Origin of the sequence: Niastella populi (assembly GCF_002078015.1) — a bacterium.
GTDB lineage: Bacteria > Bacteroidota > Bacteroidia > Chitinophagales > Chitinophagaceae > Niastella > Niastella populi.
The window spans coordinates 83,307-108,258 of sequence record NZ_LWBP01000100.1 but is presented as its reverse complement, the minus strand read 5'-3'; the positions used below and the strand labels follow the sequence as shown (position 1 = coordinate 108,258).

18 protein-coding genes are annotated in these 24,952 nt (G+C 46.3%); 9 read left to right on the top strand and 9 right to left on the bottom strand.

The features are described 5' to 3' along the window. Positions 1 to 229: 229 nt before the first annotated feature. Positions 230 to 1,567, bottom strand: a complete 1,338-nt coding sequence (locus tag A4R26_RS10465; RefSeq protein WP_081163729.1) for a PQQ-dependent sugar dehydrogenase — start codon at positions 1,565 to 1,567, stop codon at positions 230 to 232. A 267-nt stretch (positions 1,568 to 1,834) separates the two neighbouring features. On the opposite strand from A4R26_RS10465, the gene A4R26_RS10460 reads away from it, so the two are divergent. After that, positions 1,835 to 2,614, top strand: a complete 780-nt coding sequence (locus A4R26_RS10460) for a hypothetical protein (protein WP_133054619.1) — start codon at positions 1,835 to 1,837, stop codon at positions 2,612 to 2,614. Between the two features lie 125 nt (positions 2,615 to 2,739). Next, positions 2,740 to 5,181 carry an alpha/beta hydrolase family protein gene (locus A4R26_RS10455; RefSeq protein WP_081163727.1) on the top strand — a complete coding sequence of 814 codons (2,442 nt, stop codon included), beginning with the start codon at positions 2,740 to 2,742 and terminating at the stop codon, positions 5,179 to 5,181. 148 nt (positions 5,182 to 5,329) lie between these two features. Here A4R26_RS10455 and A4R26_RS10450 read toward each other — a convergent pair whose 3' ends face one another. Continuing rightward, positions 5,330 to 7,324, bottom strand: a complete 1,995-nt coding sequence (locus A4R26_RS10450) for a serine hydrolase (RefSeq protein ID WP_081163726.1) — start codon at positions 7,322 to 7,324, stop codon at positions 5,330 to 5,332. 365 nt (positions 7,325 to 7,689) lie between these two features. Here A4R26_RS10450 and A4R26_RS10445 point away from each other — a divergent pair, with 365 nt between their 5' ends. Further along, entirely contained in the window at positions 7,690 to 9,060 is a 1,371-nt protein-coding gene (locus tag A4R26_RS10445; protein WP_081163725.1) for a baeRF7 domain-containing protein, read from the top strand. Between the two features lie 150 nt (positions 9,061 to 9,210). Here A4R26_RS10445 and A4R26_RS10440 read toward each other — a convergent pair whose 3' ends face one another. Continuing rightward, positions 9,211 to 9,747, bottom strand: a complete 537-nt coding sequence (locus A4R26_RS10440; protein WP_081163787.1) for a pyridoxamine 5'-phosphate oxidase family protein — start codon at positions 9,745 to 9,747, stop codon at positions 9,211 to 9,213. Between the two features lie 106 nt (positions 9,748 to 9,853). Continuing rightward, the gene (locus A4R26_RS10435; protein ID WP_081163724.1) at positions 9,854 to 11,560 is read right to left on the bottom strand and encodes a glycoside hydrolase family 13 protein; all 1,707 of its coding nucleotides are present in this window, start codon (positions 11,558 to 11,560) and stop codon (positions 9,854 to 9,856) included. A 334-nt stretch (positions 11,561 to 11,894) separates the two neighbouring features. Here A4R26_RS10435 and A4R26_RS10430 point away from each other — a divergent pair, with 334 nt between their 5' ends. From A4R26_RS10430 to A4R26_RS10405, 6 genes are all read left to right on the top strand, one after another. Next, entirely contained in the window at positions 11,895 to 12,104 is a 210-nt protein-coding gene (locus tag A4R26_RS10430; protein WP_081163723.1) for a hypothetical protein, read from the top strand. Between the two features lie 175 nt (positions 12,105 to 12,279). Continuing rightward, complete coding sequence (locus A4R26_RS10425) at positions 12,280 to 14,109, top strand: ABC transporter ATP-binding protein (RefSeq protein WP_081163722.1); 1,830 nt, start codon at positions 12,280 to 12,282, stop codon at positions 14,107 to 14,109. Between the two features lie 136 nt (positions 14,110 to 14,245). After that, positions 14,246 to 14,680: a DUF3276 family protein gene (locus A4R26_RS10420; RefSeq protein WP_081163721.1), complete on the top strand. Its 435-nt coding sequence runs from the start codon at positions 14,246 to 14,248 to the stop codon at positions 14,678 to 14,680. A gap of 467 nt (positions 14,681 to 15,147) precedes the next feature. Next, positions 15,148 to 17,553, top strand: coding sequence for an endopeptidase La (gene lon, locus A4R26_RS10415; RefSeq protein WP_081163720.1), 2,406 nt, complete (start codon positions 15,148 to 15,150; stop codon positions 17,551 to 17,553). Between the two features lie 280 nt (positions 17,554 to 17,833). After that, the gene (porQ, locus tag A4R26_RS10410; protein ID WP_165760222.1) at positions 17,834 to 18,901 is read left to right on the top strand and encodes a type IX secretion system protein PorQ; all 1,068 of its coding nucleotides are present in this window, start codon (positions 17,834 to 17,836) and stop codon (positions 18,899 to 18,901) included. A 121-nt stretch (positions 18,902 to 19,022) separates the two neighbouring features. Next, a complete protein-coding gene (locus tag A4R26_RS10405) occupies positions 19,023 to 19,445 on the top strand; it encodes a response regulator (protein ID WP_081163718.1) in 423 nt (140 codons plus the stop codon). Positions 19,446 to 19,620: 175 nt separating this feature from the next. Here A4R26_RS10405 and bioB read toward each other — a convergent pair whose 3' ends face one another. The 5 genes from bioB to A4R26_RS10380 form a co-directional block, all read right to left on the bottom strand. Next, positions 19,621 to 20,592 carry a biotin synthase BioB gene (gene bioB / locus A4R26_RS10400; RefSeq protein ID WP_081163717.1) on the bottom strand — a complete coding sequence of 324 codons (972 nt, stop codon included), beginning with the start codon at positions 20,590 to 20,592 and terminating at the stop codon, positions 19,621 to 19,623. A gap of 122 nt (positions 20,593 to 20,714) precedes the next feature. After that, positions 20,715 to 22,223, bottom strand: coding sequence for a sulfatase-like hydrolase/transferase (locus tag A4R26_RS10395; RefSeq protein WP_081163716.1), 1,509 nt, complete (start codon positions 22,221 to 22,223; stop codon positions 20,715 to 20,717). Between the two features lie 3 nt (positions 22,224 to 22,226). After that, the gene (locus tag A4R26_RS10390; RefSeq protein WP_081163715.1) at positions 22,227 to 23,606 is read right to left on the bottom strand and encodes a class I SAM-dependent methyltransferase; all 1,380 of its coding nucleotides are present in this window, start codon (positions 23,604 to 23,606) and stop codon (positions 22,227 to 22,229) included. Continuing rightward, positions 23,603 to 23,782 carry a hypothetical protein gene (locus tag A4R26_RS10385; RefSeq protein ID WP_081163714.1) on the bottom strand — a complete coding sequence of 60 codons (180 nt, stop codon included), beginning with the start codon at positions 23,780 to 23,782 and terminating at the stop codon, positions 23,603 to 23,605. The genes A4R26_RS10390 and A4R26_RS10385 overlap by 4 nt, the downstream gene beginning before the upstream one ends. Continuing rightward, positions 23,779 to 24,894, bottom strand: coding sequence for a M42 family metallopeptidase (locus tag A4R26_RS10380; RefSeq protein WP_081163713.1), 1,116 nt, complete (start codon positions 24,892 to 24,894; stop codon positions 23,779 to 23,781). Before A4R26_RS10380 ends, A4R26_RS10385 begins: the two co-directional genes overlap by 4 nt. Positions 24,895 to 24,952 lie beyond the last annotated feature (58 nt).

The following is a 24,952-nucleotide window of genomic DNA, read 5'->3' as shown; positions in this document are numbered from 1 at the left end:
TGCCCTGCTAAACAGCATTTGTCGTATGGAGTATTCAAAAATCTACACGGTAAAAGACGAACATATAGATTTTCAGAATATAATGGATGGACTGTATTTTCACCTTCCGGCTAGCTGTATGCTGTATTTGCTTTAGGTTTTCGGCCTTCGGCTTTCAGCTGTATTCTGAGAACTTATTGCAAAGGCTGGCCGGTGCGCCTGAGTGAGATGGAGAACTATAGGTTACCGTTTATTGTTTACCGGCAGCCTTTACCCACCAGATGGTATTGCTGGCATCATCAGTTACCAGCATATAATTTTTTGTAAAGAATACGCCTACCGGCCGCCCATATACTTCCTTGTTAGCTTCATTGGCTACAAAGCCCGTCAGGAACGGCCGGGCGCCGCCGGAAGGCGCTCCGTTTTGAAAAGGAACAAACACTACCTGGTAACCGCTGAATTGGGAGCGGTTCCACGAGCCGTGCTGAGCAATATATGCGCCGCCGGCCCACGGTCCCGGCATAATGCGCTTTTCATCAAAGGCAAGCCCGAGGGAAGCGGTATGAGAACCCAATGAGAAGTCGGGCACCAGCGATTGCTTTACCAGGTCGGTGCGTTGTTTGTCATTCATACGCGGGTCGGGATGCTGGCCCCAGTACGCATATGGCCAGCCATAAAACCCGCCTTCATAAACGGCGGTCATATAATCGGGCACCAGTTCGTCGCCCAGTCCATCCCGCTCGTTAACCGTAGTCCACAGCATTTCCGTGCCCGGCGCCCAGTCCATACCCACGGGGTTCCTTACCCCCGATGCATAAATGCGTTCGCCCGAACCATCGGGATTTACTTCCAGTATGCAGGCCCTTCGTACTTCATTTTCCAGTCCATGCTCCGCCACATTACTGCCCGAACCAACGCTGATATATATTTTTGAACTGTCTTTGTTGGTGATGATATTCCGCGTCCAGTGATTGTTATAACCGCCTGCCGGCAGTTCAACGATCTTTTTACCGGCGGCGCTGATTTTCGATTGGCCATATTCGTATGGATACGCCATCAGTGCGTTGGTATTGGCTACATAAAAGGTTTTGCCAATAATAAGCATACCGAATGGCTGATTCAACCCGGTAAGGAAGGTGCCGCGAAAATCGGGGGCGCCGTCGCCGTTCGTATCGCGGAAAAGCGTGATGCGGTTGGCGGAATTACCCAGGTTCTGCGATTTCGATTTGCCGCTAAGGGCGCCTTTTATTTTTTTGACGGCATTGGCTTCGGCCGACGCTTCAGATACAAAGATGTCGCCATTGGCGGCTACATAGATCCAGCGGGGATTGTTCAGGCTGTCGGCAAATTTGCCCACCTCGAAACCCGCCGGGGCGGTAGGCGTTCTCCCCGCAGGCCAGCCGATGACCTTACTGAAGTTCTGTACCGATTTGGTAGCGAAAGGCGGCGGCAGCTCCACACTTTGCCTGTAGGCAGTGGCTACCGTATCGGGGCTTTCCACATTTTCGGTTTTTCTTTCCGATGGGTTATTGCCGCAGCTAAATAAAAAAACAGCGGTCAATGCCGGTAATAACGATCTGCATTGCATAGTAGATAGTGTTGCCTGAAAGCTGCAAAACACATACCCGCTTAACCTGAACGGTTATTGCTGGCACCACTGGCCGGCTTATCAATATAATTTACTTTTAATGTAGTGTGAAGTACCCGCTAATGTCATTAGCCATTGGAAAAATATCCATAGGCAAATTGGCTGTTACATTGTTTCTTTACCTTAAAATTGTTTCAGAACTATCCGATGCCTGTGAAACAGATCTGCTGCTCCGGTAGGAAACCAACCCAGCCATAAACAATGAAAATGAGAACATCCCTATTATTTATCATATCGCTATTGAGGGGTATGTTCGTATTCGGCCAGGATACGGCAACGTTGATGTTTTTATTCAGGCCGGATCCTGCTGAAAATAAACAGGAAAAAACGGTGTTGGTTCATGGTAAGCCAGACAAAGCATTGCAGCTTCTTATCAACGCTGCTGAAAAGAACGGCAATTTTATCATCCTGCATGTAAAAAATGTCAATTATGCTGCCAATAAGATTGAAAAGTTGCCTGAAAAAATAGCCAACCTGTTATTCCTGAGTCACGGAGATGCACAAAACGGGCACAAGGCATTTTTCTCAATTGGCGCTACCAAATTACAATCGAAAGATGTGATGCAGTCCCCGGCGCTGGCGCGCATAGCTAAAAAAATGCATAGCACGCCCGGCCCATTACCCAGTTACGCCCAGGTAGTTGTGTTTGCCTGTGGTTCAGGCGCTAGGTTTAATGGCGGGGTTGAGTTGTTGGCGGCTTTGGCAAAAAAGCTTAAAGCCACAGTTTTTGGGCCACAGGGTTTTGCTATGATAAATTCCAGCATATTTAGCACCAATACCCCCTGGATCCAGCAAAGGTCTGTCAATGATCACGATCCGGGTGTCTTCTCCAGGGCCTTGCGGGATCACGGCAACTGGACGAAAGTTTATGAATACGGTTCTTTTTACCGGTCAATAACAATCAATAACGTTTATTTTGATAATACCGGGCGAATAAATTACACCCCCGTTACCGATATTTACAATATTCCGTTTCTGTCTGATTGATCATTGCGGCCACGTGAATAAGATCGCCGAATGCGGGCTGGAGGAAGAGCGGGCAGACATTTCTACCCTTAACTACAGGTTTTCCGGCTTTACGCCGTCAAATTGAAGAACTTTAAAAACATCACATGAGAACGGTATTACTGCTTTTTACCCTTATTGCTTTTGATCGCTGTTTTGCCCAGGATGAGGGCTACAAAACGCCGCCTGCTGCCATAACGGAACTGCTGCTGGCCAAACCAACGCCCGCTGTAAGTTTTAATGATAAAGGCACCTGGATGCTGCTGATGGAACGCAATAGCTATCCCTCTGTGGAAGAACTGGCGCAGCCCGAGTTGAAGATAGCCGGACAGCGCATCAATCCGAATAACTTTGCGCCCAGCCGCCAGAATTTCATCAATAACTTCACATTAAAAGATATACAGGCCGGAAAAGAATACCCCGTTGCCGGTTTGCCCGCCAATATGCTGGCCGGTAATGTAAGCTGGAGCCCCGGTGAGAAAAAGATCGCATTTACCAATACCTCCAATAAAAGCGTTGACCTGTATGTGATCGACCTTGCTACCCGCAAAGCTTCAAAGGTGAACAAACAGCCGCTGAACCTGATCCTTGGCGAAGACTTTGTGTGGATGGATGACAATACCCTCTTATACAAAAGCACGTTACAGCCCGCAACTGCCGCGCCTGTAAGGTCGCTGATGCCTGCGGGACCGGCCATTCAGGAGAACCTTGGCAAAGTGGCGCCCAGCCGTACCTACCAGGACCTCATTAAATCGCCGTACGATGAAAAACTGTTTGCATTTTATACCACCGCGCAGTTGGTGAAGAATGTAAACGGGGTAGAATCGAAAATCGGCAGGCCTGCCATTTATACGTCATTCAGATTGTCGCCCGATAAAAAATTCCTGCTTACCCGTAACATCCGCAAACCGTTCTCTTACCTCGTAACGGCTTATGGTTTCAATTCAACCGTAAGTATAACCGATCTTTCAGGCAAAGTGGTAAAAGTGGTAGCGGAGGTGCCTTCTTCTGAATTGTCGCCTTCAGGTTATGATAATGTATTGAACGCCCCGCGTGGTTTTGAATGGCGCGACGATGTGGCCGCAACCATTGTTTGGTGCGTCCCCCTCGATAGTGGTATTTACAAAAGCAAAACTGATTTTCATGATGCGGTATATGCTTTAAGTGCGCCATTTACCGGTGAGCCCGCCCTGCTTTTTAAAACAGGCTGGCGGTATAGCGGCATCACCTGGGGCAATGAAAAATTTGCCCTGGTAGGAGAGCGTTTGCGAAGCAAACAAAATACCCGGTTCAGCCGGTATGACCCATCAACCGGCCAGCTTGAAACTTTGCTTGAGCGCAATGCCACCGATGCGTATGGCAATCCCGGGATACCGGTAACTGTAAAGAATCAATTTGGCCGCCAGGTGATAAAGCTGATCGATAACAATACCAGGCTGCTTATGAATAACCAGGTGGGCAGTTCGCCCAGCGGCGATCTGCCGTTCATTGCCAAATTCGACCTGGCCACAAAAAAGAATGAGATCATCTGGCGTTGCCAGGAGGGAATGTTTGAAATGGTGACCGATGTGCCTGATGTAGATAAGCTGGTATTGATCACCCGCCGCGAATCGCAAAAGGAGATGCCGAACTATTTCCTGCGGAACCTGGTATTGCGCATCGCCGACCGGCCGCTGACGAATTTTGCCAACCCGTATCCTTCACTGGAAGGCATCAGTAAACAAAAGATCGCTTACAAGCGGGCCGATGGCATTGACCTTACCGGCGACTTGTACCTGCCCAAAAATTACGATGCCAAAAAGGATGGCCCGCTTCCCGTATTGATGTGGGCTTATCCGCGCGAATTCAATTCTGCTGCGGATGCCGCACAGGTGCGTGGCTCAAAAGAAAAATTTACCATGGTTAGTTATGGCGGCCCGGTTTTTTGGGTAACCCAGGGGTATGCGGTGCTCGATAATACCGAAATGCCCATTGTATCGACCAGTACCGATAAAAAGCCAAATGATAATTTTATAGAACAGTTGAAGATGAATGCAGAGGCCGCCATCAATAAGCTGGTTGAAATGGGGGTAGGGGATAAGGACCGTGTGGCCATTGGCGGACATAGTTACGGCGCATTTATGACCGCCAACCTGCTGGCGCATACCAACCTGTTCAAAGCAGGTATTGCACGCAGCGGCGCGTATAACCGCAGTCTTACCCCATTCGGTTTTCAAAATGAAGACCGTACCTACTGGCAGGCGCCCGATCTGTATTCGGCAATGAGCCCCTTCAGTTATGCCGATAAAATAAAAACGCCTTTGTTGTTAATACATGGTGAAATGGATGATAATCCCGGTACGTTCCCTATTCAAAGCGAGCGTTTGTTCAATGCGGTAAAAGGCCATGGCGGAACCGTACGTTTTGTAAGCCTGCCCTATGAAGCCCATGGTTACCGCGGTAAAGAGAACCTGTTGCACATGTTATACGAACAAAACGCCTGGCTGGAAAAATATGTAAAGAATGCGGGTAAGAACGCTACAGGCGGCAGTAATAAAAAAGCATTTTGACAATAAATAACATATGACCGGAACGGATGAACCGATTGCCGCGTTTCATTTATCGGCTGCCTTTTATATTGTAGCCGCATCAGGAAAAGGTTCATCCGTTCTATTGCATGTACCGGGAGATAAAATTATGGTTTATCTATTCCTTCTATCAAAATTTACGCAGGTTCTGCAGCAAGGGGTCTGAGCTATTACTGTTGGTGAATATTGCATAACCCATCTTCAGGTCTTTATACACTTCAAACTTGCATTTGAAATCGCCGTTGTTGCCGCCATGCCCGAATGATTTTCCAAATGGTGTTTCGCGTATTTCGAGGCTCATGCCCATGTATGTCGGGTTCTTCGGTTTTGGCGAATGCTCATCCCGGGGATATTCGGAGTGTTTCGATAATACGGTTTCATATGTTTCGGGCTTTAGTCCCTTCTGCTCCAGTAAATACAACATGAACCGCGTAAAGATCTTTGCTTCCGTATGCATTGACCAGGCCATACCTGGGGCATCGGGCATATCGGCTTCCGTGGGCAGATTATCATAATGGCCGTTCGACTTTACCCCTGCCAGTGAATCGTTCTTTGAGAACCAGGTATGATATAATCCTATCGGTTCAATTACTTCTTCCTGTAATACCTGCTCCACTTTTTTACCGGTGATCTTTTCCACTACCAGTTTCAGGTATTCGAACCCTTCGCCCGAATAACCATAACCCGTACCTGGTGTAAATTTGAGATCTAGTTTATTGTCGGGGTTCATACTGCGCCAGTTGGGAAAACCGGTACGATGTGTCAAAACATGGCGGGCGGTGATGAGTTTATACCGTTCATCGTATTCAATGTCTTTATAAGGCAGGTATTCATACAACGGTTTGTCGAGGTCAATGATGCCGCGGTCGGCCAGGCGTTCTACCGCAAATGCAAATACCGGTTTTGTAATGGAAGCCGCCTCAAACAAAGTTTGTTCTTCTACTTTGTCGCCGGTGATGGTATTGCGAACACCATATGTTTTGTAATACACCAGTTTGCCATCTTTTATCAACGCCATTGAAACGCCGGGAATGCGATAGTAGTTTTGATAGGTTTCAATGAACCGGTCGATCTGGGTTGTGTTTGACGGGGTGAAATCGAACAGCACGCCTTTCTCAGGTACCAGGTCGGGAGCGGCGGCAATAGGGATTATGATCTCCGGGGCAACCGTTTTACCACCGGGTTTCGTAATAACCGTTACCGGTTTTTTAAGCGTAATAAATAGTTTATCCTCCTCATTCCGGATATAATTATCGGGTAGGGCGATGGCATATTTGCCGGCAGGAATGGCTGTTGAATAATTGCCGAGGCTGTCCAGCGCGGCATCGAACCATAACTTCGGGTTCGATACGCCATTGAGCCTTACCTGGCCTGGTAACTTTACCACGGATGGTTTATCCCAGTGCAGTTTTCCTGAAAGGGTGGCCAGCTTTGCCCCGGAGGGCATAATGATCACATCGCCAAGGCTGTTGGGGTTCATATATTTCTGGTAGCCTTTGCCCCAGGCCGACCAGGAAAAACTGCCGTCGTTATCTTTATCGAACACATGAAAATCGAACCCCACCGATTTGCCTGCCGCCAGTTCATTGCCTAACTGTATACGCCACTCGTAAAAACGGGTTGTGCCCTCCTGAACCATCACCACTTCCATAATATCCCACGATGCGGTACTGGCAAAAGGATCATAAAAAGCCTTGTTGATGTTGCGCAGTTTTTTACTGTACATGAACGATGCTACGCCCGAACCTGAAAGCAGGTGGCGCGCATCGATGCTCAGCTCGAGGCCGTCCTGCGTGTTCCAGCGTACGCTTTCGGTTGTGTCCTGTAAAAAATCATCGTCGGTAACGGTAAAAGCAATATATAATGAATGATTGTCGAGCCGGTAACCGATCTGAAAGAAGCCCGAAAAATCGGCCTGGTCTTTTGGTTTGGTGTCTGAGATATGCATTGCGATCATATACTTTGTGACGTTGGCCGGCCAGTCGCTGAAGTTTCCGTCGACCGTTATTTTGCCCGCAAGCGGATAGGCAAAGGCCACACTGCCGTTATGAGCGAATATATGAATGCATAAAGTGCAGCAAATGCCAAGAATGGGAATGGTTTTGATCAATGGTTGCAATTTCATATTACCGTGGTTTGAAATGTGAAATGACAAAATACCCCCGATATCCTGCTTATGACGATGGGGTGCCTGGTTATGTTACAGATGCAAAAAGAAATGTCCCTCGTTAAAAGTAACTTTTATTAACAAATTGTTGCATGCAGGGCGGGTAATGTCAGGCGCGCCCGTCATATGCAGCTTTTGCCCACAAATGTTCCCCCACCGAAGTTTACCCGTTGGGTACGATGATCATTATTCAATGTCCGGTATTGTGCGGAACGAAAACCCCAATTATTCACCTGCGCTTTTGTAACGGTTCTCCTTAAATGTGAACAATAAATTAAAGTACGTGGTATATTAATTGAGGCTATACATTAAAATGATATTGTATGGCAAAGGATAGAGAAAAACCATCGAAAACCGACAAAGGCAAACCGTCAGGCGCGAATAAGAGTGAACCGGAATTACCAGCCGGCCTGCCGGTACGCCACCCTAACAGGAATACCAGCAAAGGAGAAGAATTTTCAAAAACCGAATCAACGCAGAACAAAAGCAGAAATGAAACTTATACGGAGGATTTCACCGATACCATTCCCGAAGAATTAAGTGGCAATCTTACCAAAGAGCTGTTTGTAGAACTGGCGGCTTACAACCAGCCCCCGTGTATAAGCATATTGATGCCTACGCATAAGGCAGGTATGGAGGTAAATGAACAGCTCGATATGACGGCATTCAAGAGCGCCCTGCAGCAGGCTGAAAAGGCCCTGAAGGAAAAAGGCGCCGATCAGATGCTTATTAAGAAAATGCTGAAGCCCGGATACGATCTGTTGAGAGATGATAAGTTCTGGTATGCCATGAGCGATGGCCTGGCGGTGTACATTGCCGATGGCCTGTTCAGATTTTTAAAACTGCGGGCACCGTTAGTACAACACGTAGTGGTAAATAATTCATTTTATGTAAGCCCGCTGGTGCCGTTTATGGTTCGGCCCGAATATTTTTACATTCTTGATATCGCTAAAAAGTTTCCGAGGTTTTACAGGGCCGATGCACTGGGTATTGAACATCTACAGGTAGAGGAATTGCCTGCAGGCGTTAGTGACGTGGTGCATTTTGAAGAGAAAGGCGGTAAAGAAGTTTTCAGAACGGGCGATACAGGCGGCACAGGCAGCGCCAGTTACCATGGTATTGGCGCAGGCAGGCCCGATGAAAAAGAGAATATAAAGCTTTACCTCGAAGAAGTGGACGACACTATCTGGAAGAGCCATCTCAATAAAGAGAATGTGCCGTTGTTACTGGCCGGACAGGATTTCCTGATCCCTATTTACAGATCGGTTTCAGATTATAAGAACATCTGGCCCGAAGCCTTGACCGGCAACCATCATCAGCAAAATGATAATGAGTTGTATGAAGATGCAATGAAGGTAATGACGCCGTTCTTCGAACAACCATTACGGCGGGCGTTGGACGATTATGGAAATAGGTCGGCCACCGATTTAACTTCAACCAATTTAAGCCTGATAATACCAGCCGCATATTATTCAAGGGTGTCGCATTTGTTTGTAAGAAAGGGAAGCCGGATCTGGGGTATGTTCAACGAGCAGGAGAATAAACTTGATATCCTGGATCATGAATCGGATACAGTAGAGGATCTTATAGATAAAGCGGTAATCAAAACAATACAGAATGGCGGTGAGGTATATTTTCTCGAGGCAAATGAAATGCCGGAGCCGGGTGAACTGGCTGCTATATTCAGATATTGATCTTTAGATTCAAATAGAGGCAGGACGAAGTATAACCGGCCGGAAGTAAGATGTAAGAAGTAAGAAATAAGAAGCAGGAAGTATGAAATGCGTGCGCATCGTACTTCCTGCTTCCTGCTTCAGTTTATCTCAATCGTTAAATCAGTTCAATTACATAGAGAGTTTACCTTCTATTGAATCATCCATTGTTTTACCCGTAACTGCGCCCACCGTCATTTTCAGGAACGCGATCGCTTTACCATGTTTGGTATCCCAGTAATAACCTTCTTCAGGTACAAACTTTATCACCGATATACGCGGGTCGTCTTTGCCTTCGGTAAACCAGGTCTTCATAATGGGCTCCCATAACTCATCAATTTTATGTCTGTCCTGAAGGATCTCTGCTTTACCGGTGAGATACATAAAATCGGAATGGGCAGAACCCTGGAAGAACAGTTTTACGGAATGATCCATTGCTATTTCCTGGTTTTTATGGCTGTCGTTGGCGCTTAGGAACCAAAGGGTGCCGTCATCATCTATTTGTTGCACACTCATTGGTCGTACCCCGTTTGAATCGGCTACAGGGTGGCCGGTATCAAAAAAGCAGGTCTTCGTACTATCAACCAGTTCGCGCAATTTTTCAATAGCGGCTTCCCTGTTCAGGTTTTCCCGGTTCTTTTCCTGCTGTTGTTTATTAATGCTATCCATAATGTTTGATTTACTGTACGTTCGTTCAACAAACATGCCGGGCAGGCTTTTGCTCAAAACGTACGGGTTCTTAAATATGGTTTGTGCCCCTGTTGTCTTTATTCTACTATTTCAGCTTGAATATAAGTGCCTGCCAGGGCAGCAGGGCAAGTTCATGACCTTCCTGTTGCAGAGAGGTTTCGTTATTGCTGATAAGCTGAAACTCTTTTTTATGCAAGGTTTTGGGAATAAGGTATTGCACCAGGTCGTTTGAGAAATTAAGGATGACCAGTGTGGCGGTTTTCTCGAGGGTGCGGGTATAGGTATATACCTGTTTGTGATCCGCATCGTACAAATGATAGTCGCCATAAATAAGCTCGAGGTGATCTTTTCTTAACTGCACCAGGTGACGGAAATAATTAAGCGGTGAATTGCCGTCGGCATCCTGCGCTTCCTGGTTTATGTATACATGGTCGGCATTTACCCGTATCCAGGGGTCACAGGTAGAAAAGCCCGCGCAGGGAGTGGCATTCCACTGAAAAGGCGTGCGGCTGTTATCGCGTGCGCCGTATTGCTGGTCTTTGATGAATTGATCTACATCTTCATTCTGCGCCTGCAGGTAATGGAACATGTACAGTGTTTCAATATCCCGGTAATCCTGTATGCTTTCAAATTTTATATTGGCCATTCCCAGTTCATCGCCATTGTAAAAAATAGGGGTTGAACGCATGGTGAGCAGGAAGGTCATCAGTAGTTTTGATGAAGGCACCCTGAACTCCGGCGCATCGTTTCCCCAGCGGCTAAGCATACGCGGCTGGTCGTGGTTGCCGAGGTAAATAGTGCCCCAGCCTTCTTTCGCAAATACATCGTTCCATTCGGTATATAATTTCTTGAATTCGGGAAGCGAATATCCTTTGGGGTCGGGCCGTTTAAAACCCTCTTTTGAATAACCAAGCCCCATGCCTTTGAAATGATACAACATGTGCAGTTCCTTCCTGTCGTCATGTACAAATTTCAGGGCGTCTTCTTTTTCAATGCCCGGTGTTTCGGCAATGGTTACCATATTGGGGTATTTGCTCAAAACCTCCTGGTTCATTTCATGCAGGTATTCGTGCAGTTTAGGTCCCCTGGCATAGAAGTACGACCAGTCATTATCGTATTTTTCAACCAGCTCCTTTTTCGTGAGCACCGGCCAGGTAGTATCTTTTGAAATATAGGAAATGGCATCGAGCCGGTAACCGTCAATTCCTTTATCGAGCCAGAACTTCATCATTTGATATATTTCCTGCCGAACCTTTGGGTTTTCCCAGTTAAGATCGGGTTGTTTATTGCTGAAGTAATGCAGGTAATACGAATCTGTTGCGGCATCATATTGCCAGGCTTCCCCTTTCTTATCGAAAAAACTATAACGGTGCGGCGGTTTGCCTTTTTCTGCGGGCCACCAGTGGTAGTAGTCCCGGTACTGGTTATCCCGCGATTTCCGCGATTCCACAAACCAGGGATGTTCATCACTGGTGTGGTTCACTACAAGGTCCATCACCAGTTTTATTCCCCGGGCATGTAAACCTGCCAGCAGTGTATTGAAGTCGGAGATTGTGCCAAATATGGGTGATATGGCTTCATAGTTACTGATATCGTACCCGTTATCGTCATTGGGCGAGGCATAAATGGGGTTGAGCCACACCAGCCCAACGCCAAGACTTTGAATATAATCGAGTTTTGAGATCAGTCCGGGTAAATCGCCAACGCCATCGCCGTTACTGTCTTTAAAACTGCGGGGGTACACCTGGTAGATCACCGTTTCCTTCCACCATTCTTTATCCTTTATATGCATATGTTAAACTTTTTTGATCTGTCACATTTTTGCAATTACAATACCACGCAGAAGGCAGAACGCTTAACGCTGAAGGCTGAAGGCTTAACGCCGGTGTCCTAACATTCGAAACCGGCTTAAAGACCAAAGGCTTAGCGCTTATGCAGCTTCCTGATGCTGCGGTTCATGTGGGGGCGGTCTGCCTCGCCAGGCATACAACCAGCCACGTGACCTGCCGCCTTCCGCGTTCCGCTTTCCGCGTTCCGCTTTCTGCATTCTGCCTTATGGCTTCCGCGTTCCGCCTTTAGCCGCCCGCATTGCCCACCCGGGTATAAATTTTGAATAATTCTTATCTATGGAAAAGAATAAAAACAAACAGGATGGCCTGAAAGAACAGGTCCACAGTGAATTTGAGACAAGCATCGGCAGCCATTACGATGTGGTGCGCGAAGAAACGATGAAAAAAAAGCGGGAAAATGATGAGGAGGGGCCGCTGAATCAGCTGCCCGATGAAGATGCCGCTAAAGATGAGCAGCAGCCGGAGGAAGGAAAGTCGGCGGAATAGTTGATAAGTTGATAAAGTTTAAAAGGTGATAAAGTTTGATTAAGGTGCGCTGGATAAGGCGGGCGTTTGCGCAGGGGCGAGTTAACAAATAATTAGAAAGTTGAGCAGAGGCAGCCTTTATCAACTTGTGAACCCTGTCAACTTTTCAACTTAAATTTGCCCCAAATTCCTGCGGTTGAAACATTTAAAAGCGCTTGATGTATTTTTCTGGAAATACCGGTACCGGCTTTTCCTGGGAATAGTGTTTATTGTTATTTCCAATTATTTTGCCGTGCTGGCCCCCCAGGTAACGGGTTATGTGTTCGATGTGGTGCAACGGGCCTTCGGCATAGAACAAAAGAAAACGGCTGTACAGTATGATTGGCTGGTGAAGTATTTCATCGGTTTTGCCGAACAGCATAAAGGCATCTCCGTTATAGCCTTATGCGGCATCGTGATCCTGGTGCTGGCCCTTATACGCGGTATTTTCATGTTCCTGATGCGGCAGACCATTATAGTAATGAGCCGCCATATCGAGTTCGACCAGAAGAACCAGATCTTCCAGCATTATCTCACCCTCGATACCAATTTCTACAAAACGCATAGTACCGGCGACCTCATGAACCGCATTGCCGAGGATGTAAGCCGGGTTCGGATGTTTTCAGGGCCGGCCATTATGTACCTGATCAACCTGGTTTCGCTGATCTCGCTGTCGGTTTATTATATGGTGAAAAAAGACCCGCTGCTTACCCTGTATGTACTGGCGCCGTTGCCCATTCTGGCAGTGACCATTTATATCGTAAATACCATCATCAATAAAAAGAGTGAACGTATTCAGGCATTGTTGAGCGATTTAACCACCAATGCACAGGAATCGTATTCGGGCATCAGGGTAATAAAATCATTTGTGCAGGAAAAAGCGATGTTCGAATTCTTTGATAAGAACAGCGAGGAGTACAAATCGAACGCTATTGCACTGGCTAAAACAGAAGCGCTGTATTTTCCATCCATGACGCTGCTCATTGGCCTCAGCACCCTGCTTACCATAATGATCGGCGGTATTTATGCCATTTACGACCCGGCCGGCACTTCAATAAGCACCCTCGCCGAGTTCGTGATGTACATAAATATGCTCACTTTTCCCGTAGGCGCTATTGGGTGGACGGCCAGCATGATACAACGGGCGGCTGCATCGCAAAAACGGATCAATGAATTTCTGCATACCGAACCTGCCATCGGGAACCCCGCCCAGGCGGTGAAACCCGCACTGGAGGGAAGTATCGTTTTCGATAATGTTGATTTTGTTTATCCCAATACCGGCATACAGGCACTTACGCATTTCAACCTCCATATAAAGAAGGGACAAAAGATCGCCATCATTGGGCATACCGGTAGTGGCAAAACCACTATAGCGCAATTACTGTTGCGCATGTATGATCCTACTGTGGGTAATGTAACCATCGATGGCACCAACCTGAAACAGATGGACCTGCAGGAACTGCGCCGCCAGATAAGTTATGTGCCGCAGGACGTATTCCTTTTCAGCGATACCATTAAAAATAATATCCTGTTCAGCCCGCCGGCTGGCGGGGAAGTAAATAACGAAACCGCCGTAAAGGCCGCCCGTTATGCCAGTGTTGAAAAGGAAATAGAGCATTTTCATGAAAAATACGACACCATGGTAGGGGAGCGGGGCGTAACCCTCAGTGGCGGACAAAAACAACGTATTTCCATAGCACGTGCACTTGCCAAAGACCCGCAAATTGTAGTGTTCGATGATTGTTTAAGTGCGGTTGATGCGCGAACCGAAAAAGAAATACTGGGCAATTTGAGTATCTATCTTCAACATAAGACTGCCATCATAATCACCCATCGCATCTTTACACTTTTCGATTTTGATGCCATCGTAGTGCTCGATGATGGCAAAATTGTGGAGACCGGAACACATAACGAATTATTGTCATTGAACGGTTTGTATGCGTATTTATACGAACAACAGCTGCAACAGGAGCGGGAAGAAAGCTAAAACCACCCACAATTGGGGATAAATAAGGGAAATTACTTCGTAAAAGGCTAATGAAATTTTGTTGATTCTAAAACAATATTATATTTGTAACGCTTTTTTTTGTGAAAATTTGATAATTGTTAACTGCAAAACTTAAATGACTGTGGCGTACGAAAACAACGACAAACGAATGGAAAGCGTTTATAGCAAACGCATAAGAGCTGGGAAAAGAAGAACCTACTTCTTTGATGTGAGGGCTACCCGTGGAAATGATTACTACATTACCATTACGGAGAGCCGCAAAAAATTCAATGAAAACGGGTACGACAGGCACAAGATCTTCCTTTACAAAGAAGACTTCAACAAATTCTTAAAAGCATTGACCGAGGCGGTAGATTATGTGAAAACCGAGCTGATGCCCAATTTTGATTTTGACGCCTACAATCACGATCAGGTGGAGGTTGCAGAAAATGATATCGATGAAGTTGCTGAAGCTCCGGCTTACCAGGCCAGCGCTCCCGCCGCCACCACCGCTTCAAGCAATGGTGCAGGTTCAGCTGCTGACGCAGGCGAAGAAGTTGATAAATGGTAATTACCCCCATAAAACGGTTTGATCTGGCAAGCTCCCTCCCCAAAGAGGGGCTTTTTTGTTTTATCTTGTACCCTTACATTACAATTGAAATGTAAGTGATATTAAGTTGCTGTTTCAGGGTACCGGTTACCTGTTTCCGGGGTCCTTAATGCGGTGTGGCCGCCTGTATGCTGCCTGCTATTAGTGTCAGCCCTGGTACCGCCTCCTGTAAACCACCCGGCAACCGGCGCCAGGTAACTGCCAACAACAACCGCCGTCATCATATCATAACAATTTCCCCCCTGTTATACCCCTGATATTCTTTCTATTAAACCAGGTTGTCTGAAATTTCTGCCAAAACAGGTATCAATCGCCTTGATTACTATGCCTTTATTGCACTGGCACTATACTTGACATATATGGCAATTGCCTTCAATTCATGGTATTTTAAGTAAGAGTATGTTATTTTGTCACAGATAATCTAAGTAATGAAAGAAGCGAAATATTTATTCACGCCTGAAGATGAAATGGATTTTATACCTATTATTCCCCTGAATGAAAATGAAGGAGATAACAATACAGATATAGTCATTCCATCAGAACTGCCCCTGTTACCACTACGTAATACAGTATTGTTCCCCGGTGTGGTGCTGCCAATAACCGTGGGTCGCGATAAAAGCATAAAAGCCGTAAATGACGCTTATAAAGCTGACAAACTGGTAGGTGTGATAGCGCAAAAAGACAGTAATGTAGAAGATCCTGTAGTTAAAGACCTGGAAGATATTGGCACTGTAGCCAAGATCATTAAAATGATCAAAATGCCCGATGGCGGCACCACCGTTATCATTCAGGGCAAACGCCGGTTCAAGGTGATGAAAATAACGTCCGAAGATCCGTATTTCAAGGCCCAGGTAGAGCTGCTGGAAGAAGACGAAGCCCCTAAAAATGAAGATTTTAGCGCCTATGTGGCCAATATCAAGGAACTGGCGGGACAGATCATTCAGCTTTCGCCCAATATTCCTTCCGAGGCTTCTATCATCCTGCGCAATATCGAGAACCCTTCCTTCCTTATACATTTCATTTCGAGCAACCTGAACACCGAACTCACCGAAAAACAGAAGCTGCTTGAACTGAACAACATTGAAACCCGCGCCGATCTGTTAATGAAACTGTTACAGCGCGAATTGCAGTTTGCCGAACTCAAGAACAAGGTGACCACCAAAACCAAAACGGAGCTCGATAAACAGCAACGCGAGTATTTCCTGCAACAGCAAATGAAGAGCATTAAAGAGGAGCTGGGCGGCGATAACAATGAGCGGGAAATAAAGGAAATGCAGAAAAAGGCCGAAACCAAAAAGTGGCCCGAGTCGGCAAAGGAAATGTTCAAAAAGGGTATTGAGAAGCTGGAGCGGATGCATCCCAGCACCCCCGATTATTCGGTGGTGTATAATCACCTCGATCTTATGCTCGACCTGCCCTGGCATGAGATAACCGAAGACCAGTATGATCTGAAGAAAGCGAAAAAGGTGTTGGATCACGACCATTACGGAATGGATAAGGTGAAAGAGCGCCTGCTCGAATACCTGGCCGTGTTGAAACTGAAGGGTGACATGAAAAGCCCGATCCTGTGTTTTGTAGGCCCGCCCGGTATTGGTAAAACCTCGCTTGGCCGCAGCATTGCCACCGCCATTCAACGTAAATACGGCCGGGTGAGTCTCGGCGGTTTGCATGATGAAAGCGAAATCCGCGGCCACCGCAAAACCTATATCGGCGCCATGCCGGGCCGGGTTGTTCAATTGCTGCGCAAACTGAAATCATCGAACCCGGTTATCATCCTCGACGAAATTGATAAGGTAGGGAACGATTTCCGCGGCGATCCGTCCTCGGCTTTGCTTGAAGTGCTCGATCCTGAACAGAACCATTCTTTCTACGATAACTACCTCGAGCTGGAATATGATCTCAGCAAGGTATTGTTCATTGCAACGGCCAACGACCTCAATAATATTCAACCTGCCCTGCGCGACCGCCTCGAGATCATTCACCTCAGCGGGTATGCGGTGGAAGAAAAAGTGCAGATTGCGAAACGCCACCTGGTGCCAAAACAAAAAGACGCGCATGGTTTGAAAAAGGTCGATTTTAAAATAGGCGATAACATACTGCAAAAGATCATTCAGGATTATACAAGGGAGAGCGGCGTGCGTGAGCTCGATCGCTACCTCGCTTCCATTATGCGTTATGAAGCGAAGGAGTATGCCATGAAAGATGCAGTAAAGCCAACGCTTACCGAAAAAGATGTTGAGAAGATCCTCGGCAAGCCTAAATACAATAATGAAATATACAAGGTAGCTAACATACCCGGCGTATCGATAGGGCTGGCCTGGACCTATGTAGGCGGGGATATTTTGTTTATGGAAACCAGTTTGAGCGATGGCAAAGGCGAACTGAAACTCACCGGTAACCTCGGTAATGTGATGAAGGAAAGCGCTACTACGGCATTGACCTGGCTGCAATCGAATGGAAAAAAGTCAGGCATCGATAATATAATGTTCGAAAAGAAAAATATTCATGTGCACGTGCCCGAAGGCGCTGTACCCAAAGACGGTCCCAGCGCAGGCATCACCATTATGACCAGCATTGCATCGGCATTGACCGGTAAACGGGTAAAACCCTACCTGGCCATGACCGGTGAAATTACCTTACGCGGTCAGGTGTTGCCGGTAGGGGGGATAAAAGAAAAAGTACTGGCTGCCCGCCGTTCAGGTTTAAAGGAAATCGTCTTATGCTGGCAGAATGAGCGCGACATTAAGGAAATTGAACCGGCATTTATTAAAGGGCTCACTTTCCATTATGTGAAAACCATGCAGCAGGTGCTTGATATTGCGTTGAATGCTTAACGCGCGGAAACGAGCGTTCAGCGTTGCGCTTTAGGCGTTCAGTCTCTTTAACAAGATTTTAATCTGATGTTTAAGAACATCATTGAACAAATAAATATTAAACCCTGTTATAAATATTCAACCGAGATTTTTTTTCATGTTGGTTGTTTTAAGGGTTAAAGAAATTCCTCCATTTCAATGGAGGAATTTTTTTTTGCAGGTGTGCCACGTTTGCTCTCAGCGATGCGGGAAAACGTGGCACACCTTTCTCGCTTTTTGCCTATTTTCGTACCAGCCGTACATGCGCAACAAGCTGCTTATATTAGTTTTTTTATCCATCTTTATGCCGTGCCTGCACGATGCAAATGCGCAAACATTAGGTGGTAATACTGTTTATAATTTTCTTAAGCTTGCCAATACCCCCCAGCTCACCGCGTTAGGCGGCATTAACATTTCAAATCAAACCGCCGATATCGGCCTTGCTTTCAATAACCCGGCTTTACTGCGCCCGGCCATGCATACCCAAACATCGATGGTATTTAACAGCTTTTATGCGGGTATAAAGAATTATCATTTAATGGCGGGGTTTCACCAACCAACTATCGCTACCACCTTTGCTGCAGGTATTAATTTTTATAGTTATGGGTCTGTTGCCGAAACCGATATGGCAGGCAATGTATTGGGCACCATGCGGCCGAACGATTATGTGGTACAGCTAAGCGCTGCGCGGCAGTATGGCGAACACTGGCATTATGGAGTAACTGCTAAATTTATTCATTCGGCGTATAGCATATATCGTTCGTCGGGTATTGCTATGGATGTTGGCATAACCTATAGCGATACCGCCCATTTATGGCAGGCATCGCTGGTTGCTAAAAATATGGGGGCGCAGGTAAAGCATTATGCGGGCAGCAGCGCCGGTGATCTGCCGTTCGACCTGCAACTGGGTATTTCAAAAAGGCTGGCCAAAGCGCCATTACAGTTTTCTTTAACTTTTTTCCAGTTACATCAGTACAATACTCGTTACGATGACACTTTATTTAACGATGAAACCGGCCTTGCACAGGATAGCAAGAAAAAAAAATATATATTTGACAAGTTTTTCAGACATGTTATACTTTCCACGCAGTTATACATTGGCGATAAAGTAGAGATAACTGCAGGATATAATTACCTCCGCCGAAAAGAATTGAATGTAACGAACGCCGGCAACGGACTAAACGGTTTTTCAATGGGTGTTGGCGTGTTATTCAAAAAAATCCAGATCCGCTACGCGAGGAGTTATTATCAAAATAATTCTTCCTATAACCAGTTCGGCTTAAACCTCAGGCTAAACGATTATTTCGGCCAGGGCGGGCGAAATAAGTAATTGTTTCCCCTTAAATGATATTAACCGCTTTCCTTAAACTTTTAAAATTTAAGGGGTATGAAATATTGTTTATCCTACAAATTGAGTAATCTTAATTTTTGCCATTATAAACCTTTTCTTAATGATCAAAGTGATTATAGCAGATGATCACAAACTGGTACGGGAAGCCTGGAACCTGCTGCTAAGCAGGGATAAACGGCTTTCTATTATTGCCATATGCGAAAACGGGTCACAGGTCATAGACGCCTGTAAAACGCTTTCGCCCGATGTCGTTTTGATGGATATCAATATGGAGCCCATCAGCGGAATTGAAGCCACCCGGGCAATCCGCGATTTCACCGATGACATTCGCATCATTGGCATCTCGGTTCACACTGATCTTCCCTACGTAAGCGCCCTTATGCATGCCGGCGCCAACGGCTATGTTACCAAAAATTCTTCCGGCGACGAAATGGTGAAGGCCATTATGCTGGTAATGGATGGCAAGCAGTATTTCTGTAAAGAGATAGCCGATGTGCTCGATAGCAATACTTTTAGCAAATAAGATCGTTTTGTGCTTCGGAGGTGTGTGAACACGGAATCGGGAGGTAAGAAGTACGTTGGCATCGAATATATGAATCAGCAAAAGTAAAAGTCCGAAACCGGTGTTTGCGTTACCAGTTTCGGACTTCTGCATTTTTGTATTTCCTACTTCTTATTTTCTACTTCATATTCCACAATCACGCAAGTACCTTATCTTCTTTGAAAGCTTCTCTTGGCGTAAGCCCCAGCAGATCGAACATCGCTTTATCTTCATCGAAAGATGGGTTCGGTGTGGTCAGTAATTTCTCACCGGTGAAGATGGAGTTGGCGCCTGCCATAAAACATAATGCCTGGTCAGAAACGCTCATGGTAGCACGGCCTGCGCTTAAGCGTACCATGGCTTTGGGCATCAGGATGCGGGCGGTTGCTATCATTTTCACCATATCCCAAACGTCAACTTTCTGATTGCTTTCCAGCGGTGTGCCTTCTACCGCAACCAATGCATTGATGGGCACGCTTTCAGGATGCTCGGGCATGGTGCACAGCGTATGCAGCATTTTAATACGGTCGGCATGGGTTTCGCCCAAACCAACGATACCGCCGCAACAAACGGAGATACCGGCTTTACGCACATTGTCGAGCGTTTCGAGGCGGTCGTCGTATGTACGGGTAGAAATGATCTCTTTATAGTATTCTTTCGACGTATCGAGGTTATGATTGTACGCATATAAACCGGCATCGGCCAGTTTTTGAGCCTGCGTATCGGTAAGCATACCGAGTGTACAGCAAACTTCCATTCCCAGTTCATTCACTCCTTTAACCATTTCGATAACGCGGTCGAAATCGCGGTTATCCCTTACTTCACGCCACGCAGCGCCCATACAAAAACGGGTAGAACCGGCAGCTTTTGCTTTGGCGGCGTATTCCATAACCTGTTCCTGCTTCATCAACGGATGCACGTTCACGCCTGTATTATAGCGGGCTGCCTGCGGGCAATAGGCGCAGTCTTCAGAGCAGCCGCCCGTTTTTATCGAAAGCAATGTACATACCTGTACTTCACCGGTATTGTTGTATTGACGGTGAGTGCTGGCAGCACGAAAAACCAGTTCGAGCAGCGGAGAATTATAAATTTCCTGTATTTCCTCAATTGTCCAGTCGTTTCTGATCATGCTGTTTCATTTAATTATTGGCGAAGATACACCGTTGAACGGTTCCTGAAAAAACGCCAAAAAGGTAAAAATATTCCCCGAAAATATGTACAAAATCAATATGAAAAACGGTGTGTGTTTTTTTAATTCGCGGGGTGGCTGTCATCCCGGTCAATTAAATAAATAGATGAATCCTTTAACACCGGCAACTTTTGTTGAAGCAGCTTGTTCAGGACAACCCTGAACTGGTTAACGCCGGAGACGCTGTCGTACAGCATTTTATAATCGTTATCGGGATAATATACCGCATTCAGGTTCTGAAAATGGCGAATGGGGAAGGCCTCGTTGGTTATATCCCTGTTGCCATGATCGCCCATTAATATTATTACGGCCGATGGGTTCTGTTGCTGTATGGATGTGACCATTTCCCTGATGCGGCTATTGGCATAGGTTAAATATTCCAGGTAGGAGCTAATGGGAAATGAAAGGTTTTCGCGGGTAATGGTAGCAACGTCTTTGAGTTTGCCATTTTTGTCGTAATAGAACGGACTATGCGGCATGTTTAAATGTGCATACACAAAGCGGGGCTTTGTGCTTTTAACGGCCGGGTGTGTTTTTATAAGCTCAATCAAACGCTGGTTATTGCGATTGGCCTGCATTACATCAAACGACCAAAACCATTTAAACGGATACCAGGTCGCCAGTTTCCAGCCAATGTCTTTTCTGACATGCGCAAACAGCGTTCGTTCTGTGATGAGCCGGGTATTTAAAGGCAGAAAGCTTTGTTTGATAAGAGAGGGATGCCCGGCCAGGTTGAAAATGGAATAATTTACTATATCATATCCCGCCGCGCCAAGCATTTTTATCACTTCATTGTTCCTTATCAATACTTCGCAGTTCGCATAGTCGTTAACCGTTACGGCCTTTGTATTCTTTATGCCATTGAGGTACGACATGTTCAGGATGGAGGCCATGGAGAATGGCGTGAAATTGTAATTGGAGCGGCTGTTGGTTTGTATGCTGAATTTCTTCTGCAGCAGAAAGCTGTCGAGATCGTTGTGAAAATTATAATATTGAGCCAGGGCGGCTGTACTGGCATACCCATCCATCAATATAAAATAAATGTCGGGCCTGCTGCAGGTATCGCATGGCGTATATGTATTGTCTTTTGCAAAGGAGTATACCGATAAATCCCTGACTACCCCCGACCGGAAAGTTTTTGAAAGAAGGTTGCCGGTATCGATAAGTAAATAAATAAGAAAAAGAATGTTCAGAAAACCGGTGAGTGGTTTAAACGATCTGTTGCTTTTCTTGAGGTAAATGGTAAATACAATAAGCAGAATGAAAAAAGCGCTCAGTAACACACTGTAACCGGCAACAGCGGGGAAATGTTTCTTTAAGAAGTCACGCAGTACGCCAAAGAAAAAATAATAAGCCATTATCACAAATGCCGCGAGGGCCGCTTTATGCATATTGCGAAAGAACAGCCAGCATATTACTGCCAGTATAAGGGTGCAGGCAAGATAGGTGATGGCTAAAATGGCCAGTTCGCCGGGGCTTATAAAGCCATAGTTTTCCAGGTAACCATGGAGTACAAAAAAAACAGGTAATAAAAAAAGGTAAAGAGAATACTGCTGCAGTTTTGAAAGCATATGCTATTTTCTTTTCATTCTGTATAGGGTTCTGGTGGTACCAGGTATCCCTTTTTTTTCAGCAATATTAAAATAAGTTGAGAAGTAGTGCTCAAAATGCTCCTGGTCGTAGTCGATAAAAGTGTCGGGCCTCGTTTTCAGCATCTGCTGTACTTTTTCATCTTCCTTCGGCACAAATTCAATGATCAGTTCGGGTGCAATGCCGTTGAAATACGCCGCCAGCACCGGCAGGGAAATGTTTTTCCCGATCACCAGGTGGTGAACAAGCGCCAGGGCTGCTACCAGGTCGGTTTGCACACGATCGTGAAAGGCCGCGCGTTCCTGGTTGTTGAAACCGATGGCGGGGGAAGGGTTGGCAATATCCAGGATCAGCGGCAGGATGTTTTCTATTTTGTCTTTTTTTACCTGCTGGTACAGGTTGGAGATACAACGGTTGTCCGAGTCGGTGGCGATCACCTGCATTTGCCGGCCGGCAAATAATTTGGAAAAATAACCGTCATTGGCCCCCAGGTCGAGCACCGTGCGGGCATTTGTTTGCCCGCACATGTCATTTATGATGGCTTCTTTCCGTTTCAGGTATTCTTTACTAAGGATAGTGTCCTCGTAATAATTGCTCCAGGTTGTTTTATATGTTTTATTGGCCGGGAAACTGGTAATGATGCTGGTAAGATGGCTTATGACATCGAGCAGCTTCTTTTTGCTGAATGCATTCGTTTTATTATTGCCATTAGCCGCCCGGGTACTGGTTGTTGCCGTATGTTGCAGGTAAACGTGCAGCCAAACGCCAAGGCTCAGGCGGCTTTTGAGCGGCAGCAGTTTGGCAATGATGTCAACCGGAATGCCGTCGATATAGGTGCTGAGTATTTTTTGAATGTCGGTCTTCAGGTAATGTTCAAGGTAAAGCGGAAACAAAAAACACTGGCAGAACTGGCGGTAAGCGATCCACGGTTGTTTGGGATCGTAGGTATCGAACGACAGGGTGTCGATGAATATCGGCCGCCCTTTGTGAAACTGAATATTATAGGGGGTGGCGTCTTTCAGGATCATACCATGCTCCAGCGCTTTTTTCAATACAGAAAGCGTGAGCAGGGCCGCATCCTGCAGCTGTTCAAAACACCATTCGTATGGGTATGAAATGGTTTGAACAGGTTCGGGCAGCAAGGTCGTATACCAGTGGGCCGACCCGGTTACATTCTCGGCGCTTTCTTCGTGGGCGATAAGTTTTCCCTGGGTTACCAGCTGGTTGTACAGGCCCGAATCGATAAGCTGGCGGTACTGTGCGGCATAGTATTGGTTTACCTGCCGGTACAATTTCCCTTCCGATTCAAATACAAAACCTGAAGGATCTTTAAACGATGAAGGATGACGTGTATATTTTGTCATTTAGCAATATCCTCGCCCTCTGCATCCTCTTTTTTCGGCTTCCAGAAAAATGCCCTGATCTTCCACCAGATATTTTTGAAGTAGAACAACGCCCCCAAAATAGCGGCAATGATCATCTGTATCAGATAACTGCCGCTACCGGGATCGACGTATAAAAGGATGCATGATTGTATCACAAATAGCTCAGATTTGTTTTGGGTGTCAAAGTTAATAATGTCTCGTACATTAATTGAATGGTTTGCTCTATATCGCTTTTATGCAGCATTTCGACCGTTGTGTGCATATAGCGTAACGGAATAGAGATCAGAACCGATGGACAGCCATCATTTGCATAGGCGAATGAATCGGTATCGGTGCCGGTGCTGCGCGATACGGTGCGCATTTGCAACGGAATTTTGTTCTTTTCCGCCACTTCCTCTACCAGCTTCAGCAGCTTGTTGTGTACTGCCGGGCCATAGGCGGGGGAAGGACCTCTGCCGCAGGCCACATCGCCTTCGATGATCTTGCTGATCATGGGGGTATGCGTATCGTGCGTTACATCGGTAATGATGGCCGCATTGGGTTTTATGCGCCGGGCTATCATTTCCGCACCGCGTAAACCAACTTCTTCCTGTACCGCATTAACAACGTATAAACCGAATGGTAATTGTTTTTTATTTTCTTTCAGCAGGCGGGCCACCTCGGCGATCATAAAGCCGCCGATGCGGTTATCGAATGCGCGGGCAATGTAATAGTCATTGGCCAGCTCGTCAAAACCATCCTGGTAGGTAACCACTGCACCAACATGGACGCCCAGCTCTTCCGTATCCTTTTTTGAGCGCGCGCCAGTATCGAGAAACAGATTTTCCACCTTGGGCTGCGGGTCCTTGGCATCGGGGTTATGCAGGCGGGTATGAATGGCAGGCCAGCCGAAAACGGCTTTTACCGGGCCTTTCTTCCCATGAATAAATACGCGTTGCCCGGGCGCTATCTGGTGGTCTACACCGCCATTGCGTTTCAGGTATATTAAACCTTCGGGGGTAATATAGTTTACGAACCAGCTGATCTCATCGGCATGGGCCTCAAGTACCACTTTAAACTCCGCCTTGGGATTCACAATGCCAACGGCCGTGCCATAAGGGTCAACAAACGTGGTATCAACCAGCGGTTTTACATATTCTAACCATACTTTTTGTCCGCCGCTTTCGAAGCCAACGGGGGAGGGGGTATTGAGGTAATTTTTGAGGAATTTCAGTGATTGATCCGGGAGCTTGTAGCCGGCAGGAGCGGGCGTTTTACTTTTAGCCATATTTACTGTATTAAAAGATAAATCCTGTTCTATATATTATAAAATTATCGATTTAATT

Bases quoted from the DNA above. Each gene is read 5' to 3' on its own strand.
- A4R26_RS10465 (WP_081163729.1), bottom strand. From the start codon at position 1,567: ATGCAATGCAGATCGTTATTACCGGCATTGACCGCTGTTTTTTTATTT.
- A4R26_RS10460 (WP_133054619.1), top strand. From the start codon at position 1,835: ATGAGAACATCCCTATTATTTATCATATCGCTATTGAGGGGTATGTTC.
- A4R26_RS10455 (WP_081163727.1), top strand. From the start codon at position 2,740: ATGAGAACGGTATTACTGCTTTTTACCCTTATTGCTTTTGATCGCTGT.
- A4R26_RS10450 (WP_081163726.1), bottom strand. From the start codon at position 7,324: ATGAAATTGCAACCATTGATCAAAACCATTCCCATTCTTGGCATTTGC.
- A4R26_RS10445 (WP_081163725.1), top strand. From the start codon at position 7,690: ATGGCAAAGGATAGAGAAAAACCATCGAAAACCGACAAAGGCAAACCG.
- A4R26_RS10440 (WP_081163787.1), bottom strand. From the start codon at position 9,747: ATGGATAGCATTAATAAACAACAGCAGGAAAAGAACCGGGAAAACCTG.
- A4R26_RS10435 (WP_081163724.1), bottom strand. From the start codon at position 11,560: ATGCATATAAAGGATAAAGAATGGTGGAAGGAAACGGTGATCTACCAG.
- A4R26_RS10430 (WP_081163723.1), top strand. From the start codon at position 11,895: ATGGAAAAGAATAAAAACAAACAGGATGGCCTGAAAGAACAGGTCCAC.
- A4R26_RS10420 (WP_081163721.1), top strand. From the start codon at position 14,246: ATGACTGTGGCGTACGAAAACAACGACAAACGAATGGAAAGCGTTTAT.
- lon (WP_081163720.1), top strand. From the start codon at position 15,148: ATGAAAGAAGCGAAATATTTATTCACGCCTGAAGATGAAATGGATTTT.
- porQ (WP_165760222.1), top strand. From the start codon at position 17,834: ATGCGCAACAAGCTGCTTATATTAGTTTTTTTATCCATCTTTATGCCG.
- A4R26_RS10405 (WP_081163718.1), top strand. From the start codon at position 19,023: ATGATCAAAGTGATTATAGCAGATGATCACAAACTGGTACGGGAAGCC.
- bioB (WP_081163717.1), bottom strand. From the start codon at position 20,592: ATGATCAGAAACGACTGGACAATTGAGGAAATACAGGAAATTTATAAT.
- A4R26_RS10395 (WP_081163716.1), bottom strand. From the start codon at position 22,223: ATGCTTTCAAAACTGCAGCAGTATTCTCTTTACCTTTTTTTATTACCT.
- A4R26_RS10390 (WP_081163715.1), bottom strand. From the start codon at position 23,606: ATGACAAAATATACACGTCATCCTTCATCGTTTAAAGATCCTTCAGGT.
- A4R26_RS10380 (WP_081163713.1), bottom strand. From the start codon at position 24,894: ATGGCTAAAAGTAAAACGCCCGCTCCTGCCGGCTACAAGCTCCCGGAT.